Raw genomic sequence first — 17,809 nt, 5'->3', positions numbered from 1 at the left:
GGCAGTGTAGCCAGCTCTGCGCCCCAATAGGCCCGCATACCATCTCGCCCAGGATTGCCTGGGCGACGGTTGCTCAATTCCGCAGCAGAGTCTTGCCATTGCGGACCGCGACAACGCCGCGATCTTCTATCCGCGCTTCGAACGAAACCGTGTCGCCATCTTTCCAGAGGTCGATGGTCAGCGTTTCGCCGGGATACACCGGGGCCGAAAAGCGGACTTCGTGATGGGCGATACGACTGGGGTCAAAGTTGCCATACTCAGCAAGAACGGCGCGGCAGCAGATTGCAAAACTGCAGAGCCCGTGAAGGATCGGGCGTGGAAAGCCCGCGGCCGTCGCCGTGGCCGGATCGGCGTGAAGAGGATTCAGGTCACCAGATAAGCGATAGAGCAAAGCCTGGTTCGGCGTTGTGGCGATGCGGACTGTCCGGTCAGGCGCGCGATCGGGAGCGGCATGGGGCGCAGGTTGCCCCTCACGAGGGCCGCCGAAACCGCCCTCTGCCCGGGCAAAACTGGTCTTCCGTAGGGTGACGAGGGGGGCCGATTCGCCTTTGAGGGTGATCACTTTCTCCTCGGAAAACACGGCTCCCTTGCCTGCGCCCTTGTCCCATGCGCCGACCATTCGGCTGATCGCGGAAGCTTGGCCGCTCGACGGGAAGGGGCGATGCAGCGTTACGGCGTGTTCGCCGTGCAGAACGTATCTGTAGTCTATGCCGATATCTTCCATAGCGCCCCCATCGAAGCCGACGACGACAGGGAAAGTGGGAAATGCCTTCAATTGCGCTTCATAAACGAAGGGAAGTTCGTTCTGGTCGAGTGGATCTTGCCCAAGGCCAATCCCGAGCGCGTAAAGCATCGCATCTTTTTCGGTCCACTGATGTTCCGCTGGCTTGGTGAGCGACATCACCCGGTCGTAGCGGATTTCGGGCAGGGAAGGGTCTCTTTCAAATGTCACGTCAATTCATCTCCCTGTGTCGCTACGGCGCCTGATCGCGCGCGCAATTCTGGTGCATTGCTATTTCCAATAGATGGCAATCATGGAAAAATCAAAACATTCGCTTTAGATGAGCGGTTGTTGTGCCGGCTGCATCGGGGCTTCCGGCGATGAGGTAGGTGAAATTGTGCCTCTGAGCATCAGCAACTGCAAATTAGACGCTCGCTAAGTCGTTTCAGTCTGCCCGGCATGGGGGCGATGATTATAAAAATCCCAAAATATGAGAAAAATTGCAGAATGAAACTAAGTTCATGTGGCCAAATTAAAACAAGCATTCTATATGGACCGCGTGCGGAGATTGCTGATGTGCGCTTTGGTGCGTTTTGGCGTTTGCTTGCAGCTGCTTGCTGATTTCCGACCGCTCTTGTCGCCACCTCCGGGCGACCTGGGTTTGAACTGAGCGCCCGCCACTTTGGCTTCTGGCTGATATTGGTGGGCGCCTTTTTTTTATGGTCGGACGATACGCCGACTGCTCTGTAGCTTGGTGTTCGTTGACCGAAATGAAAATGAATGTACTAAAATGGTGCTCTGATTTGCGTGCGAGTGTAGGGCCATATCTGGCTTGTCAGTCAGCGTGCAAATGAAGCTCGGGCCTGAAGAGCGCCGATTAGAAACTGAGGAAGCCGCATGAAACTGTCAGGTAAAGTCGCGCTTGTAACGGGTGTCAGCCCTAATATTGGGGGCGGGATCGTCGAGGAATTGTGGGCCGCGGGCGCGCGAATCGTGGCGGTCGACGCCAACTTACCGAATGCGGAAGATTGCGCGAACTATATCAATTCGAACGGTGGTGAGGCGCTGGCAATCCAGTGTGATGTGACTGACGAGGCTCAGGTTACCGAGACGGTGGCTCGGGCTGTGGCGCATTTTGGGGCGATAGATATTCTCGTCAACAATGCGGCCTTCTTTAATCAGAAGGGCGTGCTCGACATGAGCTATGGCGAATGGCAGGCGCAGACCGGCGTTATTCTCGACGGGGCCTTCCTGTTCACCAAATATGTGGCGCACTCAATGATCGACGGGGCGCGACCCGGTTGCATTATAAACATTATCTCCACGGCGGGCCATCAGGGGCAACCTGGCAATGTCGCCTATTCGACCTCGAAAATGGGGCTGATGAATTTCACCAATTCCGTCGCCATGGAGCTTGCCTCCAGGGGGATCCGGGTGAACTCGTTGACGCCGACAGCCACCGACCCTTCAGAGTCGATTGAGCGGGCGCGTCGGTGGGGCCGCAACGTCTCGGCCGATCCGGCTATGGAGGCGCTGATGGCGGCGTTCTCCGATCACGTCCCGATGAAAAAGCTGCCGAAGCCAAGTGATTACGGCAAGGCAGCCGTGTTCCTCGCCTCGGACGATTCGGCAATGATCACTGGTACGGATTTGCGGGTGGATGCCGGTGCTGTCTCCAAGTACTGGGCGTGGGATCCAGCCAAGGGCTGAGGTTTGCATTCCCTCGCGCCGATGGGCCTCACAAGCCGTGCATATATCGATTTTTCGCAACATTTGAGAAAAAACGTTTGTTTGAAACAGGTGCACTATTGTTGCGGCGAGGCCTGCCTATTAAAACGCCAATTCTAAAATAATGAGCTTCTTGGGAGGAAGTTAGAAGATGAAACTTTTTAACAGAATTAGTATGTCCAGGTCCGCCGTTTCGGCGCTGGCAATCGGCTTTGTTGCGTCTGACCTTGTCGCGGCGGCGCAAGAGGTTGAGCTGACATCAGACGGCGGCACAGCCGACGTTGTTCAGCAGGACGAAGACGACGCAAGGAAACTTGGTGTCGTTTATGTGAGCGCACGTAAGCGCGACGAGCGCGAGATTGACGTGCCGGTTGCGATTTCCGCTCTGCCGTCCGTCGATATTGAGCGCAGAGGCCTCAACACCCTGACTGAGATCTCAACAGCCATTCCTGAACTGCGTATTGCTGAAAACACCATCGGCGGCGGGGGTAACCTTGCGATGCGGGGTATTTCCAGCGCGACATCAACGTCGTCTGTCGATCAGGCCGTCACCGTCAATGTCGACGGCGTTCCAGTCTCCTATGCAGGCATTATCAAGCTCGGTCAGTTTGACCTCGGCCAGGTTGAAGTGCTGAAGGGGCCGCAGGCTTTGTTCTTCGGCAAGAACGCCACTGGCGGCATCGTCTCTCTGGTTTCGGCGGCGCCGACAGAAGAATTCGATTACCGTCTCCGTACGGAATATGAATTCGAGGCGGAACAAATTGCTGGAGAAGCCTATGTTTCCGGCCCGCTGACTGAAGGCGTGCTAGGGCGGCTTGCGGTTCGTTATTCCGATAGCGAAGGCTGGCTGGACAATGAAGTTCCGCCTCCCTCTGTGGTTCCCGGCTCGGTCCCTCCAAAAAGCGATAAGGGACCTGCAACGGAAGAGTTTCTTGCCAAAGGCAGCCTCTACATAGAGCCGAGCTCAAATTTTCTTCTGAAGCTTATTGGTAGCTACGGCAGCACCGAGGCAGATGGAAACTACATGCTGTCCCAGCGTATTTACTGCCCGCAAGGTCAGGCGCAGGGGCCGTTCGGCTGGTCCGGCCAGGACTGCAAGCTCAATAATGTGACAACGCAGGGTGGCTTGCCGAAAAGCTGGCATGCGGTCGATCCGCGCTTTCCAGCCGATGGCGTTGCATACACGAAAACCGAACAACAGGTCCTGGTCGCTGATGCATCTTATCAGGTGACCGATGATATCGAGCTGAACTCGATCACAGGTTTCTACAACCTCAATCTAGATGCAGCCGACCACATTTCGAACGGGCCGATACCATTTATTGGTTTTGCGACCAGCATCGAAAATACGGCCTATTCTCAGGAGTTCCGACTCTCGAACGATGCGTCGAACCGTTTCAACTGGATGTTGGGCGTGTTCCTGCAGGACACCGAGTATACCGAAGATCAATCGACGCTCATCGGTGCGCTGCGTCCGAAAGCCGACTTCCGTATTACAGGCGATACCCTTTCGCCATTCGTACAGCTTGGCTTCGATATCACCGATCAACTCAGCTTGTCCGGCGGTGTCCGCTACACGGAAGAGACCAAACAGCAGAAAATTGGCACCGGCCAGTTTGAGGGCCTGTATCCTAAAGAGATCAATTTCAAGAACTGGTCTCCGGAAGTGACGCTCTCCTATGCGCTGACGGCCAATTCCAATATTTATGTTGCATATAAGGAAGCCTACAAGTCGGGCGGCTTCCAGACTGAGCACGTGGCAATTCCCGCTGCTCTGACGGCTGGTACGGTCATCGACAACTCTTTCAAGGAAGAGCAGGCCGAAGGGTTCGAGATCGGCGCAAAGGCCTATCTGCTCGATCAGTCGCTGCGCGTTTCGGCGGCGGCATACAAATTCGAGTATACCGACCTCCAGCTCAGCAGCTTTGACTCTGTCCTGGTTGCCAACATCATCAGCAATGTCGGCGCTGCGACGACCCAGGGCGTTGAGATGGATTTTGACTATCGCCCAGCCAGCATAGAAGGCTTTTCGCTCAACGGTGCAGTTGCCTATAACGATGCGACCTACGACGAATACAGCCCGGCCTGTTACAATGGACAGACCGCTGCTCTTGGTTGCGATATTGCGACAGATACCAGCGACCTGACCGGCGAACGTCTGCCACGGGCTCCGGAATGGAGCGCAGCGCTTTCGGGCGTCTATGAAGGGTCGCTGAGCACAGCGCTCGATTACCGCATCAATGCAGGGCTTCAGTATAGCAGCGAGTATGAAGGCAATTCTGATGTCATTCCGAATTCCCAGGAGGAAGGCTATGTTTCTGTAGATGCCGGCTTTGCCCTTATGGATAAGGACCGTGTCTGGGAACTCGCTTTCATCGGACGCAATCTGTCGGATGAGTATTGGGTGTCGAGCTCCTATCAGGTGCCGGTGACCGGCAGCGACACGACGCTGTCTGACATCGCATCAACAGTGAACCGCGGTCGTCAGCTGATGCTCCGCCTGACCTATCATCCTCAATAGGCAGTGAATCCTCCCCAAACTTGAAGTGGGCACCGGAGGTGGCAGATGCTGTCTCCGGTGCTTTTTTTTCAGACATGCATAAGGAAAAGATGATGAAAGCAGCAGTTCTTGAAAAACGCGGCGCCGACGGCCTGAAGGTCCAGACGGTTCCGGATCCAGAGCGAAAGCCAGGCGAAGCCCTGGTGAAGGTCAAGGCAAGTTCGTTGAACCGGGTTGATGCCTACATGCGCGACAATGGCCAGGGCATCACGCATGAACTGCCACTCATTCTTGGCGTCGATGGTGTCGGCGAAATCGAGGAGTGCGATCCCGGCAGCCATTTTCAGCGCGGCCAGCGGGTCATGATCTATTCTTCCGTGTTCTGTCAGAAATGCCGCTATTGTCTCGACGGGGAGCAACCCCTTTGCGTGGACCTGAAAATCGCCGGTGAACATCGCGATGGGTCGTTTGCCGAGTACATTTCCCTGCCCGAGCGCTGCTTCGTGCCGCTGCCGGAGGAAATTAATTTTGAAGATGCCGGCGTGCTGCCGGCCGCCTACAACACCGCCTATCGGATGCTCTTCGGGAAGCGCGCCCTGCAACCGGGTGAGAGCGTCCTCGTCGTTGGCGCCGGCGGAGGCGTGTCGACCGCGTGCATCCAGCTTGCGAAGCTGATCGGCGCTCGCGTGCTGGTGACGTCGTCGAGCGAGAAGAAGCTGGAGCAAGCCAAGGCGATCGGCGCTGATGCGGGCGTGAACTACAAGACCGACCATGTCAGCAAGGGCATTCTCGAGCTAACTGACGGTGTCGGTGTCGATATGGTGATCGATAGTGTCGGTGAGGCAAGCTGGGGAGAATCCCTGCGCTCGCTGCGTCGCGGCGGACGTATCGTGACGTGCGGCGCGACGACAGGTGGAAATCCGCCAGTTGAGTTGCAGCGCATGTTTATCCGGCAACTTGATCTTTATGGGTCGACAGGTGCGAACTATGAGGAGTGCCGGAATTTGCTGGCCATGGTCGCAAATACGGGTCTTAAGCCTGTCATCGACAGCCGATTCACCCTGGACCAGATCGGCGATGCGTACGACCGCCTTGAGGCGGCCGATCGCTTTGGCAAAGTACTGGTTACTATCTAGGGCCGGTATGGAATGAGGGGCGCCCGACTAGGCGCCCTTCGTGTCCTTCCAGTATTCGTCGCGCAGCTGCCGCTTAAAGAGCTTGCCGGTTGGCAGGCGCGGCAGCGCTTCAAGAAAGTCGATCTGCCGTGGGAGCTTGATCTTGCCGAGATGCTGCAGGACATGTTCCTGGATATCGGCAGCGAGATCTTCACCGGCATCCGACATGTCGAGCGGCTGGACGACCGCGACGAGGCGCTCACCCAGATCAGGGTCTGGCGCACCAATGACAGCAACGTCCGCGACCTTTGGATGTGTGACGATGACGTCCTCGATCTCCTGAGGATAGATGTTCACGCCACCGGAAATGATCATGAAGCTCTTGCGGTCGGTGAGATAGAGATAGCCATCTTCGTCCACCCAGCCGATGTCGCCCAGTGTGCTCCAGCCTTTGTCATTGTATGAGCCGGCAGTCTTCGCGTCGTCCTTGTGGTACCTGAACTGGTTTCCACCCTCGAAGAAGATGGCCCCCTCTTTGCGAGGTGGTAGCTCCTCACCATCTTCCGACAGGATATGCAGGATGCCGAATTTCGCCTGACCGACTGAGCCTTTGTGCGCCAGCCACTCTTCAGGCGTGATAATGGTCATTCCGTTGAATTCGGTGCCTGCATAGTATTCGTAGATCATTGGTCCCCACCACTCGAGCATCTGCTCCTTGATCCCGACAGGGCAGGGGGCAGCGGCGTGAAGGGCGGTTTTGTGCGACGACAAATCGTACCGGGTGCGCTGTTCTTCTGGAAGTTTCAGCATCCGGATGAAATGGGTCGGCACCCACTGAGAGTGCGTGATTTTTTCCTTCTCGATAAGTTCGAGCGCCAGTTCGGGGTCGTACTTTTCCATCACGATGACGCTGCCGCCAAGTTTCATGACGCTGAGGCTCCAGCGCAGGGCAGCCGCATGGTACATCGGGGCGGGGCAAAGATAGATCATGCCGTTCTCAAAGCCGAACCGACTGTGTGAGAGCTGCGTCAGGGGGTCCATTTCATCGATACGCGTGTCGGGAAGGTCGAATTTCACGCCTTTGGGGCGTCCCGTTGTTCCAGACGAATACAGCATCGGACCGCCCATACTCTCGTCGGGAATCGGGGTTACCGGCTGTGCATCGCGTTGCGCGACATAGTCACGTGCGCCTTCTGCCGAACCATCGACCAGAAACACGATGAGTCCCGGCTGGCCTGCAGCGACTTCCAGGGCCACCGACAAGGTTTTTCGGGATGCGAACAGAACTTTGGCATCGGAGTCGGCGACGATGTAGGCAGCCTCCTTGGCCGAGAGGTGTGTGGAGATGCCAGTGAAATATAGACCTGACCGTTCCGCGCTGAGCGAGATCTCAAAATAGCGTGGGTGATTTTCCAGAAGGATGGCGATGACGTCGCCGCGTTTGAGACCGCACTCGCGAAGCAAATGAGCGCACTGGTTTGAGCGTTGCTCGAAATCTGCAAAAGTCACGACCTCGCCGCTCGGCATCATCTTGTAGGCGGTCGTGTCAGGCTTTTCCTGCGCGTGATTATGAACGTGTAAAAGCATTTTCTGGATCCCTCTCTTTTGTTTCTGATCGCGCCCTGAAGGCACGGTTCAAAGCGTGGTTATTCTAAGTTTTTGCCCCGATCCGATGTCGGCAATTCGAGAAGCATCAGCGGTTCAGCGTCACGCTTTGGAGGCAGACCCTTCAGCCGCGCATCGCTGAAACCCCTAGCCATTTTGTATCGCGGTCGAGATTTCGGTGGACACGGGCGCATTGAAGGCGTCGGGCCATTCATGTCCGCCTGGATGAGGCATAAGTGTCAGCCCTACACCGGCTGCGCCCAATTGTTCGGCGGCTGCTTGCGCGGCTGCGATCGGAATGATCGGATCGCTTTCGCCATGGACCAAGATGAGCGGAACTTTCTGGTGAGCCTCGCCCGGTGGGTACGCTTCAAGCAGATGCGGCATGATGCGGCCCGAAGCCACGATGCACATTTGCAGTTTTTCGGGATGCTGCAGGAAGAGATGGGCCGCCATCACGCCGCCTTGCCCAAATCCGATCAGGACAAGCGGAAGACTCGAGTCCAGCGTGTCCAGGAAATCTGCGATGGCCTGACGGCTGGACGCTTCCTGCTCAAGGTCCGGCTTTGGTGGGCCGGACTCGTTGAATTCGATATTGAACCACCCAAACCCATTATCGGGCGCCTGTCCGAAAGGATGAGGCGCCCGTAGGGAGAAGATACGTCCGCCGGCGGGCAGGGCGTCCTTGATGTCGTCATAAACGATGGTTTCTGTATGTCCGAGACCATGAAGAAGAACGATGTTCGCTGTCGCCTCATTCGCCGACGCGCCGTGGACGCTGTATTCGAAGCCTGCAGACTGGGTCATTGGTCGAAGTCGATCACGATTTTGCCGAAGTGCTTTCCGCTCTCGAGATGGCGGATGGCGTCATCGGCTTTTTCAAAGGGAAAGACCTCGTCGATGACCGGCTTGAGACCGTTCTTGGAAATAGCGGCATTGAGGTCTTCGAACTGCTGGCGGTTGCCGACAGAGATGCCCTGAAGGGAAAGGTTCTTGCCGAAGATCGCCGGCATGAGCAGTTCTTGTGAGCGTCCGCCAAGGACGCCGATAATGACGACCCTGGCACCGACCGCCGCAGCGCCGATGGACTGATTGATCGTTCCGCCGCCGCCGACTTCTACAATGACGTCGACACCTGAGCCGCCGGTAATTTCCAGCGCCTCTTTGCCCCAGTCAGGCGTTTTCTTGTAGTTGATCGTGGCATCTGCGCCGAGTTGAACGGCACGTTCGAGCTTTTCGTCTGATGAGGACGTGACGATCACGCGCGCGCCGACCATCTTGCCGATGAGAAGGGCAAAGATCGACACGCCGCCTGTTCCCTGAACGAGAAGCCAGTCATCCTTCTGCAGCTTCGCTTCTGCCGAAAGTGCGCGCCATGCCGTCAGGCCGGCGCACGGAAGCGTCGCGGCTTCCTGATACGACAGACTATCGCTGAAGTGCGACGCAGCCTCCTGATGGACGGTGACGTATTCCTGAAGGACGCCTGCGGCAGATGCCGAGCCAAGCGAGACGGAGCGGTCAGCCTTGCTGACTGGGCCATCCTGCCATTTCGGGAAAAAGCTTGGGCAGACACGGTCGCCAACAGCAAATCTGTCAACATTGGCCCCGACCTTTACGACTTCGCCGGCCGCATCCGACAGCGGAATCTGGGGAAGGGCGCCGAATGGGGTTTTGTTTTCAACCGTGACCAGGTCGCGGTAATTGACCGAGGCGGCGTGCACCTTGATGAGAATTTCGTCGGGGCCTGGCTCGTTCGGCGTGTCCTTTTCGACCAGCCGCATGTTGTCAATTCCCCAGGCGTCCTGGACTTCCCATACTCTCATCTCAAGCATCCTCTTCTGGCCGCCATGGCGGCGCCAATCATTCAAAACAAATGTTTTACATTTGATGGCGAGCATTGCAAGGGCGCTTCGACGCGGCATGGGTCGATCATCGCTATCTGATGGGCGAGGGCCTCAGAGATTAGTGGCTGACGATTGTCTTGACCGGCGGCGAAAGGACTGTGCCGAACAATTCGTTCAGCGCATCATTGGTCTTTTTCGCCTCGCTCTGGATCCACTCCGTAAGCGCTTGGGTGCCAGGATGCTTTTTTCGTCCTGAGCGAATGTAGAGATATTGCGGCAACTCTACATCCAGGCAGGTCTTCGAAATGGGGACAAGCGAGCCTGAGGCGAGGTCGTCGGCAACAAAGAACAGGAGGCCCAGCGCGACTCCCGCGCCGCGCCGTGCAGCCTGATAAGTCAGGCTAAGGCTATCAAATTCAAGGCCGCGTTCGAACGCAGGGGCTCCGAGTCCCATTGCGTCATACAGCTTTTCCCAGAAGGGTATTTCTCGCCGGGTGAAGAGCAGGGGGAGGGCGTTCCGGCCGGTGAGGAGGCTGCTGTTTGAATCAGTCTTGAGGTTGGCCGCCACAACGGGTGTGAAGATGGTCGGAAATATCTCGACCTGACGAATTCCGCTCTCCAGGATGGTCTGGGTTGAAACAGCAGCGTCGAGCGGCTCGAGCGCGAAACTGATGTCGCTGAAAGCCTGCTTCAATTGAATCGGCAGGTCTGGATGGGACTTGCGAAACTCTCCCAGCCTTGGGGTGAGCCAGTCGGTCGCCATGCTGGTGAAGGTCCGCAGGCGGATCGGGCGGGAGGCGCCAGAATCGACGTCCCGGCAAGCAGCATCCATCGTCGCGAAAGCCGTCGCCACAGAGGCGTGGAGCGGTTTGCCCCACTGGGTAAGGTGGACGCCGTCATGGCGGCGTTCGAACAGTTCGCAGGCAAAGTATGACTCCAGAATCGCGACGTGCCGGCTCACCGCGCCAACCGAAACCCGCAATTCGCGGGCGGCGGCGCTGAGACTTCCCGTCCGGCCCGTCGCCTCGAAAGCCTTGAGCGCGTTCAGAGGGGGGAGATTATACCGCATCCCGACCTTTCCAGAAAACTGAAGCCTCACTTGCGCAGAATATTACTCGAATGGCAATTAGATGACCCTTAGAATAATTGTTCTAAGTTTGCGAGGTTGTCATAATGAATTCACTTGAAGGAAAGCTTGCCATCGTCACCGGTGGTGCAGGCGGCATGGGCCGTTCCCACGCCCTCCGGCTGGCCAAGCTCGGGGCGAACATTGCCATTCTCGATATCGACCTGAACGTTGCCGCCCGCTACGGCGAAAAGCTTTCTGCTGCTACGGTTCGCGACGAGATCCTTGAGCTTGGGCGGGATTGTATCGCCATTGAGGCGGATCTGTCGGATCGGGCAGCTGCCTTCGATGCTGTCCAGAAGGTTGAGAAGCATTTCGGGCGCATTGATATCCTCGTCAACAATGCGGGCGGCGCCATCACGCCCATCGAGAACAGTTCGGCGTCATCCTCCAGCGAAGAGGACCGGCGCAAGCTTTTTTCGGTCAACTTCGATACTGCGGTGAATATGTGCCAGGCATGCGCGCCAGCGCTTCGAAAACAGGGCGGGGCGATCGTAAACATCTCGACGGTCGGTGTGAGTGTTGACGATGCCGGGGCTCGTTTTGCGATGTACGCTGCGTCGAAGGCGGCGATCGAGAAATTTACAAGATCGCTCGCAGTGGAACTCGGCCCAGATGGCGTGCGCGTCAATTGCGTCGCCCCTGGCCTTATCGCGACGCCGCGGGTTGCGAGCCAGGCGGCAGCCCGAAAGCTCGCGACTGGCGGACAGGAGGCAAAGATCCCGCTGAGGCGCCTGGGCCAGGCCGACGATATCACAGGCGTCGTGGAATTTCTGGTCAGCGATCTGGCGGGCTATGTCACAGGCCAATGCATCCGCGTCACCGGCGGACTTGAACTGGTCAGCGCCGCATAAGGATAAACAATGGAGGAGATAGCGACATGATGGAGAAACTGCCGGAAGCGCATGCAGCGGCCATAAAGATTGCCCAAAAGTGGATCCACGGCGACGAGAAAAAGGACAAGGATCTCAAGCTGGAGGTCGTTGCTGACGACATGGTGCTCGAGATCCCCTTCAATGAGAGCGGACGAACCGAAGAGGGACACTTTCGCCGCTATGTTGGCCGCGAGGAGATCATCAATTTCATCGACACGGCTTTCGCTGCCGAGAAGTCGGTGAAAGCCATCGATCCGGAATATGTCGTGTCGCATGATGCCCGGACTGTATTCGTTGAGGTGCGCGGGCAGGTCGAGATGGTCAATGGCAAGGACTATCGCAATCGCTACGTCCTTAGGTTCGACATTGAGAACGGGAAGATCGTTTGTCTCAAGGAATTCTATAATCCCATCGTCTCGGCCATAGCCTTTGGCCGCGAGATCGCAGGACAGGTCACGCTCGACAATGTCTGAGGCCATCCGGTCGCCAGAGCCTCGTCTGCACTTTGATGGAGAGGTTGCGCTGGTCACGGGGGCGGCGAGCGGCCTCGGACTTAGCCATGCCCGTGCGCTGGCCGAGCGCGGGGCCCGGGTCATGCTGAACGATATTGCGACTGGCGGCGGCGGAAAACTGTCGGCTGAGGATGCGGCCGCTCAGTTGAGGTCCGAAGGACTGGTTGCCGAAGCCATATCCGATAGCGTCGGGGTGGAGGCAGGTGCTGAAGCCGCTGTCGAGGCTGCGGCAAGCAAATGGGGCCGCATCGACATACTGGTCAACAATGCCGGCAACGGCATTGGAGGAAAGGTCCAGGATATTGATACGGACCAGCTAAGCAGCGTCCTGAATGTTCATCTGTTCGGCATGTTCTGGACCAGCCGCGCTGCGTTGCGCCATATGCGCAAGGCCGGCTACGGACGCATCATCAATACCGCATCGGCCGTTGGTGCGTTCGGCGCGCCGGATACTGCGCCTTATGTCATCGCGAAAGCGGGTGTGCTTGGCCTTTCAAGAGCAACCTCCCTCGATAATCGCGATCTCGACATCAAGGTGAATACGATCTGCCCGGTCGCTGAGACGCCGCTGGCGCAGGCCTATTTTGACAAGCATCCGGAGCTGGATACCTCACGGCTGACCCCGCAGGCTGTTTCACCGGTCGTGGTCTATCTGTCTCATCGCCGCTGCCGGATGAACGGCGAAGTGCTCAGCGTTGCAGGCGGCCGCGTCGCGCGAATATTCACGGCGACGGCTCCGGGAATGACATGCGATGGCCTCACTGCCGAAACCGTTGAGAAGAATCTGGCGGCGATCCTTAGCGAGGATGGTTATTCCATACCCACCAGCTCCATCGATCAGTACGCCCTCCAGCCCAAAGGCCGGTAAAGACCACAAATTGTGACGTGCAGGCGAAGGCGCCCGGCTTCAATGACCGGTTGCCAGCCTTGCGAGGGCGTCCGGGTCAGACGGCAGCGAATTGCCAGTCCAGACGATATGAAGGTCAGGCCGCACAAGCAGGTAACGACAGCCATATGTCATGCGAACATGTTCTTCGGCGCGGCTGACGATATCCAGAGGCGCTCCGATCGCTTCGAACGCGGCTTTGACCGGGGAGGCATCTACGTCTCCCGTGAGATCGATGAACGTATAGTTCGCGCCCAGAACATCCTGCATCGCCGTGTGGTCCTTGAGCCATATATGGGGGATGCGCGCGCCCGGTTCGGTGGTCGGCAGGTACCGCACCGTGTCCCAGGTCGTGATGGCCTCCGGTTCGGACGCGATCAGGGGCGAACCGGCATAAGTATAGTTCTGTTCCGCGCCGACCATCTCATGCACGCGGCGGTGATGCCGGTTGGCAAGCTTGGCGGCCTGGTGCTGTTCCGCCCGTCCTTCTTCGCTATCCTGGCTGACTGCCTCGGTGAGGTGGGTTCGCCACATCCCAAGTCCCTGCGCCGCCCAGCCTGAAGCTTCGACATTCTTCTGCCCGACGGGCCTGCGCTCGCTCTCATAGCTTTCCAAGAGGCCCGGACCGCCCCAGCCCTGGATGGTCCCGGCGAGTTTCCAGGAAAGGTCCAGCGCATCGCCCACGCCTGAATTCATGCCGAGGCCGCCGGTCGGAATCACGAGATGGATGGCATCGCCTGCAAGGAACACCCGGCCCTTGGCGTATTTGTCGGCGAGTAGAAGGTGCAGTGTCCAGTTGCTGACATTGAGAATTTCATAGTCGAACTCGACGTCCGGCCCGGCTTTTTTCCGGATCCAGGCATCCAGATCGGTATCGTCGGGAATGTCAGAATTGAGCGTGAATTCCTTGCGATCCCCCTGCACAATCATCGCCGAGCCTTCCGGGTCGGTGAAGTAGTAATGCCGGCCCTTGCCCATGGGAATGCGGTCATAGAGCGTTTCGGAGCGAAAGCAGATCTGCTTCATATTGCGCAGGCTACCCTGGCCTTCGAGCTTGATGCCAAGGGCTTTTCGAACCGTGCTGCCCCCGCCATCGCAACCGGCGAGATAGCTGCAGCGCACTTCTTCTGCTTCGCCGCCGGAAGGGTGCAGCGTGACGGTCACGCCATTTTCGTCTTGTTCGAACGATGTCAGTTCGCACCCATATCGAACGGTGACGTTCGGTGTCTTTTCGGCGACCGATTTCAGCAGCGGTTCCAGCCGGTTCTGTGAGACAAGCTGATAGGGCTCGAGCGGCTGGGAGTGATCTCTCGCTTTTTCGATACGCTCCCGCATCTCGCCGACCGAAGGGTAGTGCTGCTTCAGCAGGGGCGGTTCGGAGAGCGTGTTCACCACGTAGATGTCCATTGGCGCGTCCGCCGGGTAACCAAGAGCACGGACCTCCTCAGCGATTCCCATGCGGCGATAGAACTCCATCGTGCGGGAATTCGACCGGTCCATTTTGGGCCAAGGGCCTGTGGTCGGGTCGCGCTCGACGATGAGTGTTTTGATACCGCGGCGTCCGAGGTCGATGGCCAGTGTCAGGCCGACCGGGCCGGCGCCAGCAATGACGACATCAAATTGTGGCTCTACTTTGCTCATGCGTTTTACCCCGAAAATCTGTTCTCCCCAACGCTATCGGCGCGACGGCGTAGAGGAACTCACAGAAACGAGGACGCAGCTTTCAGGAAAAGTGAAATCTGATTGATCGATTATGGCATTGCGGGAACGGGTCGAGACCATACGGTCAATAAAAGCCGGCGCAGACCGGGTGGTTAGACCTTCAGGGAGGCGCGCATGCTCAGAGAAACCGGCGACTTGCCAGCCGAAACCGATGTTCTTGTGCTTGGGGCCGGGATCGCGGGACACTGCGCGGCGCTGGCCGCTGCAGAAGCTGGCGCGCGCGTGCTCCTGCTCGAAAAATCCTCCCAGCCCGGCGGCAGTTCGGCGATTGCCGGTGGGGCCTTCGCCTTTTGTGGAACAGATGAGCAGGAAGCCGCAGGCGTCAGCGACTCGATTGAGGATTTCCGGAACGCGCTCCTGAAAACCGGCAAGAACAAGAATAATCGAGAGATGGTGGAGACTTTCCTCGCAAAGCAGCAAGACGCCTACAGGTTTCTGAGGTCGCAGGGCATTGGTTTCGAGCTTTTGATGTCGTCTGCGCCTGATACGCCGCGGGTGCATCTTACTGGAACCGGGCGTGCTGTGACGCAGCTCCACATGAAAGTTCAGGCGCATTCAGGTATCGACTTCTTCAGCAAGTCTGCAGGGGCGCGTCTCGTGCGCAATGCAGAGAGTGGCCGCGTGGAGGCGTGCATCGTCATGTTTGGGGATCGTGAGGCCGAGATTCGGGTGCGAGGTGGCATTGTCCTCGCGACCGGTGGCTTTTCCAGAAGCGCCGAACTGCTTGGGGTCTTTGCGCCCGAGCTTGAGTTCGGGGTGAAGCATGGCGGGGTTGCCAATACCGGGGATGGCCTGATCATGGCGTGCGATCTGGGGGCGGGGCAGGCCGACCTCGGCTATGTGTCCGGGTCTTTTGGGGGCGCCATCCGCAACTATCCCGATACCACTGCAAAGTCAGATGAAATTCCGCCGCTCATTTTCGCGTTTCAGGATGCCGCGATCATGGTCAACAAGCATGGCAAGCGCTTCGTTGACGAAGCGCAGAGCTACAAGGCGCTGAGTTCGATCGGAATGGCGCAGCCGGACGGAGTGGCGTTTCAGATATTCGACGAGACGATGATGGCCGCCTCGCTCGGCGACACCAGCGTCAACAACTATCAGGAAGCGCTTCTTGGTGGATACATCAAGAAGGCGGAGACGATCAGGGGGCTGGCAGAAGCGGTAGGAATCGACCCGGATGTCCTCGAAAAAACGGTGAAGTCTTACAATGATGGCGCGGCCTCAGGCTTGGACGAACAGTTCGGTCGGACTCGCGGCCTACGCCCGATCGATAATCCGCCTTATTACGTCGCCGCCACTGCCAATGCCATCACCTCGACCTATGGAGGCATTGCCGTGGATGGGCAGATGTCCGTGGTAGACTGGTTTGGTGTGCCGATCGACGGCCTCTACGCGGCAGGCGAGGTGGTCGGCGGGCTTCATGGGGCGGGCTATTACAGCGCATCGTCTCTTTCCAGCTCCGCGACTTTCGGTCTTGAGGCGGGTCGGAATGCGGCGAAAGACTTGGCGGCCTGATCAGGTTTCGAGGTGCTGGATCATCCTGAAAACCGAGTCGAAATGCGAAATGACCGGCAGGGGAACACCTCGTGCGCGCGCCATATCGAGCGCCATGGCAAGATCCTTCATCAGGATGTCGAGATTGCCTGCAAGTTTTCTGCGGAGGGTGCCCTGATAATAGTCATCCAGCGTTTCGACGAGGAGTCTGATGGGGCTTGTGTCGTCGGCGGTAATGGACCGGCCAAATTCGCGTGAAATATTTGACTCAGCGAAGCCGCCGGCGACCGCATCGACAATCATGTTCGGCGCCAGTCCGTAACGTCGTCCCAAAGTGACGGCTTCTGCAAGTGCCGCCATGGTGCCGAAATTGAGCACCTGATTGCAGGCCTTCATGGCCTGGCCGGACCCGATCGGGCCGAGATGCGTAATCTTGCTCGCGAAGCTTTGCAGAACGGGTTTGGCCAGCTCGACATCCTGCTGCTCACCTCCAACCATGACGGCTAGCGTGCCTGCGCGCGCGCCTATGGCGCCGCCCGAGACAGGGGCGTCGACATAGTGGATCGATGCATCGGCGAGCCGGCTGGCAATGTCCGTGGCATCTGCAGGAGGCACCGTGGAGTTGTCGACCAGCAGCCGAGCTTTGTTGGGTGATGCGCGCAGGAGCCCACGCTCGCCTGTCGTGACGTCATGCATGGCGGAAACGCTGCCAAGGCAGGTGAAAATGATGTCGCACATTTCAGCAATTTCAGCTGGTGAGGATGCTGCATCGGCGCCAGCATCGAGCAAAGGCTGCATCTTTTCCGGGGTCCGGTTCCAGACGGTAAGTGGCCAGCCGGCCGCCGCGATACGTTCCGCCATCGGGGCGCCGATGTCTCCAAGGCCAATGTAGCCAATTTTGAGAGAGGCCGTCATCAGATCCCCCCATCAATCGTGACGATGGATCCTGTCGTGTAAGCCGAGCGCGCCGACGCGAGGAACGCCGTGGCATCTGCGATTTCCCGGGGCGCTGCGGCCCGGCCGAATGGCAGGTCTCCCATCAGCTCTTCCCATCGGGAGGGGTCGGAAAAGCGGCGCTCTGCTTCCGCCTGCAACAACATCTGGAAGCGCTCGGTCATCACTGGTCCGGGATTGATCCCGACAACGCGAACCCCATCGGCGCGGGCATCGCGCGAAAAAGCCCGGGTGAACATCATCAGGGCGGCATTACCGGTGCTGCCGCAGATATAGTCTTTGTTCGGGTTTTCCCCGGCCGAGCCGATGATGTTGACGATGACGCCTCCGGGCTTGGGCAGTTTTTCATAGAGCGCCCGCGTCAGATCGATGTACCCGTTCACTTTGAGGTCCCAGCCGCGGCGCCACTTTTCGGCGCTCACATTCATTAGGGAGCCGGGCGGAATGGCGCCGGCATTGTTCACGAGCACATCGATCAAAGAGACGGCGCCTGCAGCGGTTGCAATGCCCTCAGCGGTGGAAAGGTCCGCACAGATCGTCTCGACGCTGATGTTGTTGTCGGAACAAAGGCGGTCGCTGGCCGATGTCAGCTCATCTTGCGACCGCGCCACCAGAATGAGGTTGGCGCCTTCGCGGGCAAAGCTTTCGGCGGTCGCGAACCCGATGCCCTTAGAGCCACCGGTGATCAGGACGTACTTTCCCCGAAGTTCGAGATCCATGACCGTTT

At 58.1% G+C, this 17,809-nt stretch carries 15 protein-coding genes; 7 read left to right on the top strand and 8 right to left on the bottom strand.

What is annotated here, in order from left to right; all coding sequences use genetic code 11:
• Positions 1-73: 73 nt before the first annotated feature.
• Positions 74-952 carry a MaoC/PaaZ C-terminal domain-containing protein gene (locus B8783_RS09375; RefSeq protein WP_233355732.1) on the bottom strand — a complete coding sequence of 293 codons (879 nt, stop codon included), beginning with the start codon at positions 950-952 and terminating at the stop codon, positions 74-76.
• A gap of 666 nt (positions 953-1,618) precedes the next feature.
• Between B8783_RS09375 and B8783_RS09370 the strand changes: the two genes are divergently transcribed.
• The 3 genes from B8783_RS09370 to B8783_RS09360 all read left to right on the top strand — a co-directional run bounded on the left by B8783_RS09370 (position 1,619) and on the right by B8783_RS09360 (position 6,085).
• The gene (locus B8783_RS09370) at positions 1,619-2,431 is read left to right on the top strand and encodes an SDR family NAD(P)-dependent oxidoreductase (RefSeq protein ID WP_084419906.1); all 813 of its coding nucleotides are present in this window, start codon (positions 1,619-1,621) and stop codon (positions 2,429-2,431) included.
• 193 nt (positions 2,432-2,624) lie between these two features.
• A complete protein-coding gene (locus B8783_RS09365; protein WP_169711763.1) occupies positions 2,625-4,970 on the top strand; it encodes a TonB-dependent receptor in 2,346 nt (781 codons plus the stop codon).
• Between the two features lie 92 nt (positions 4,971-5,062).
• Positions 5,063-6,085 (top strand): zinc-binding dehydrogenase, encoded by a 1,023-nt coding sequence (locus B8783_RS09360; protein ID WP_233355731.1) that lies wholly within the window; start codon positions 5,063-5,065, stop codon positions 6,083-6,085.
• A 27-nt stretch (positions 6,086-6,112) separates the two neighbouring features.
• On the opposite strand, the gene B8783_RS09355 is transcribed toward B8783_RS09360, so the two are convergent.
• From B8783_RS09355 to B8783_RS09340, 4 genes are all read right to left on the bottom strand, one after another.
• On the bottom strand, positions 6,113-7,651 hold the full coding sequence (locus B8783_RS09355) for an acyl-CoA synthetase (RefSeq protein WP_084419904.1): 1,539 nt from the start codon (positions 7,649-7,651) through the stop codon (positions 6,113-6,115).
• A 165-nt stretch (positions 7,652-7,816) separates the two neighbouring features.
• A complete protein-coding gene (locus B8783_RS09350; RefSeq protein ID WP_084419903.1) occupies positions 7,817-8,476 on the bottom strand; it encodes an alpha/beta hydrolase in 660 nt (219 codons plus the stop codon).
• On the bottom strand, positions 8,473-9,492 hold the full coding sequence (locus B8783_RS09345; protein ID WP_084422023.1) for a zinc-dependent alcohol dehydrogenase family protein: 1,020 nt from the start codon (positions 9,490-9,492) through the stop codon (positions 8,473-8,475). The genes B8783_RS09350 and B8783_RS09345 overlap by 4 nt, the downstream gene beginning before the upstream one ends.
• A gap of 139 nt (positions 9,493-9,631) precedes the next feature.
• Positions 9,632-10,582 carry a LysR substrate-binding domain-containing protein gene (locus B8783_RS09340; RefSeq protein ID WP_084419902.1) on the bottom strand — a complete coding sequence of 317 codons (951 nt, stop codon included), beginning with the start codon at positions 10,580-10,582 and terminating at the stop codon, positions 9,632-9,634.
• A 104-nt stretch (positions 10,583-10,686) separates the two neighbouring features.
• Between B8783_RS09340 and B8783_RS09335 the strand changes: the two genes are divergently transcribed.
• From B8783_RS09335 to B8783_RS09325, 3 genes are read left to right on the top strand one after another with little or no spacing between them, the layout of a single operon-like run.
• Positions 10,687-11,493 (top strand): SDR family NAD(P)-dependent oxidoreductase, encoded by an 807-nt coding sequence (locus tag B8783_RS09335; RefSeq protein ID WP_084419901.1) that lies wholly within the window; start codon positions 10,687-10,689, stop codon positions 11,491-11,493.
• Between the two features lie 26 nt (positions 11,494-11,519).
• Positions 11,520-11,987, top strand: a complete 468-nt coding sequence (locus B8783_RS09330) for a nuclear transport factor 2 family protein (RefSeq protein ID WP_084419900.1) — start codon at positions 11,520-11,522, stop codon at positions 11,985-11,987.
• Positions 11,980-12,894 carry an SDR family NAD(P)-dependent oxidoreductase gene (locus B8783_RS09325; RefSeq protein ID WP_084419899.1) on the top strand — a complete coding sequence of 305 codons (915 nt, stop codon included), beginning with the start codon at positions 11,980-11,982 and terminating at the stop codon, positions 12,892-12,894. Before B8783_RS09330 ends, B8783_RS09325 begins: the two co-directional genes overlap by 8 nt.
• A gap of 39 nt (positions 12,895-12,933) precedes the next feature.
• Here the strand turns inward: B8783_RS09325 and B8783_RS09320 are convergent, their stop codons facing one another.
• On the bottom strand, positions 12,934-14,553 hold the full coding sequence (locus tag B8783_RS09320; RefSeq protein WP_084419898.1) for an FAD-dependent monooxygenase: 1,620 nt from the start codon (positions 14,551-14,553) through the stop codon (positions 12,934-12,936).
• 195 nt (positions 14,554-14,748) lie between these two features.
• On the opposite strand from B8783_RS09320, the gene B8783_RS09315 reads away from it, so the two are divergent.
• Positions 14,749-16,149, top strand: a complete 1,401-nt coding sequence (locus tag B8783_RS09315) for an FAD-dependent oxidoreductase (protein WP_084419897.1) — start codon at positions 14,749-14,751, stop codon at positions 16,147-16,149.
• Here B8783_RS09315 and B8783_RS09310 read toward each other — a convergent pair whose 3' ends face one another.
• Positions 16,150-17,043, bottom strand: coding sequence for an NAD(P)-dependent oxidoreductase (locus B8783_RS09310; protein ID WP_084419896.1), 894 nt, complete (start codon positions 17,041-17,043; stop codon positions 16,150-16,152). It lies immediately after the preceding gene.
• Positions 17,043-17,801 carry a short-chain dehydrogenase/reductase gene (locus B8783_RS09305; protein WP_084419895.1) on the bottom strand — a complete coding sequence of 253 codons (759 nt, stop codon included), beginning with the start codon at positions 17,799-17,801 and terminating at the stop codon, positions 17,043-17,045. Before B8783_RS09305 ends, B8783_RS09310 begins: the two co-directional genes overlap by 1 nt.
• Positions 17,802-17,809 lie beyond the last annotated feature (8 nt).

This window comes from Henriciella litoralis, assembly GCF_002088935.1.
GTDB lineage: Bacteria > Pseudomonadota > Alphaproteobacteria > Caulobacterales > Hyphomonadaceae > Henriciella > Henriciella litoralis.
Note: the sequence above shows the minus strand (reverse complement) of the source record. Positions and strands in the feature narration are given on the sequence as shown.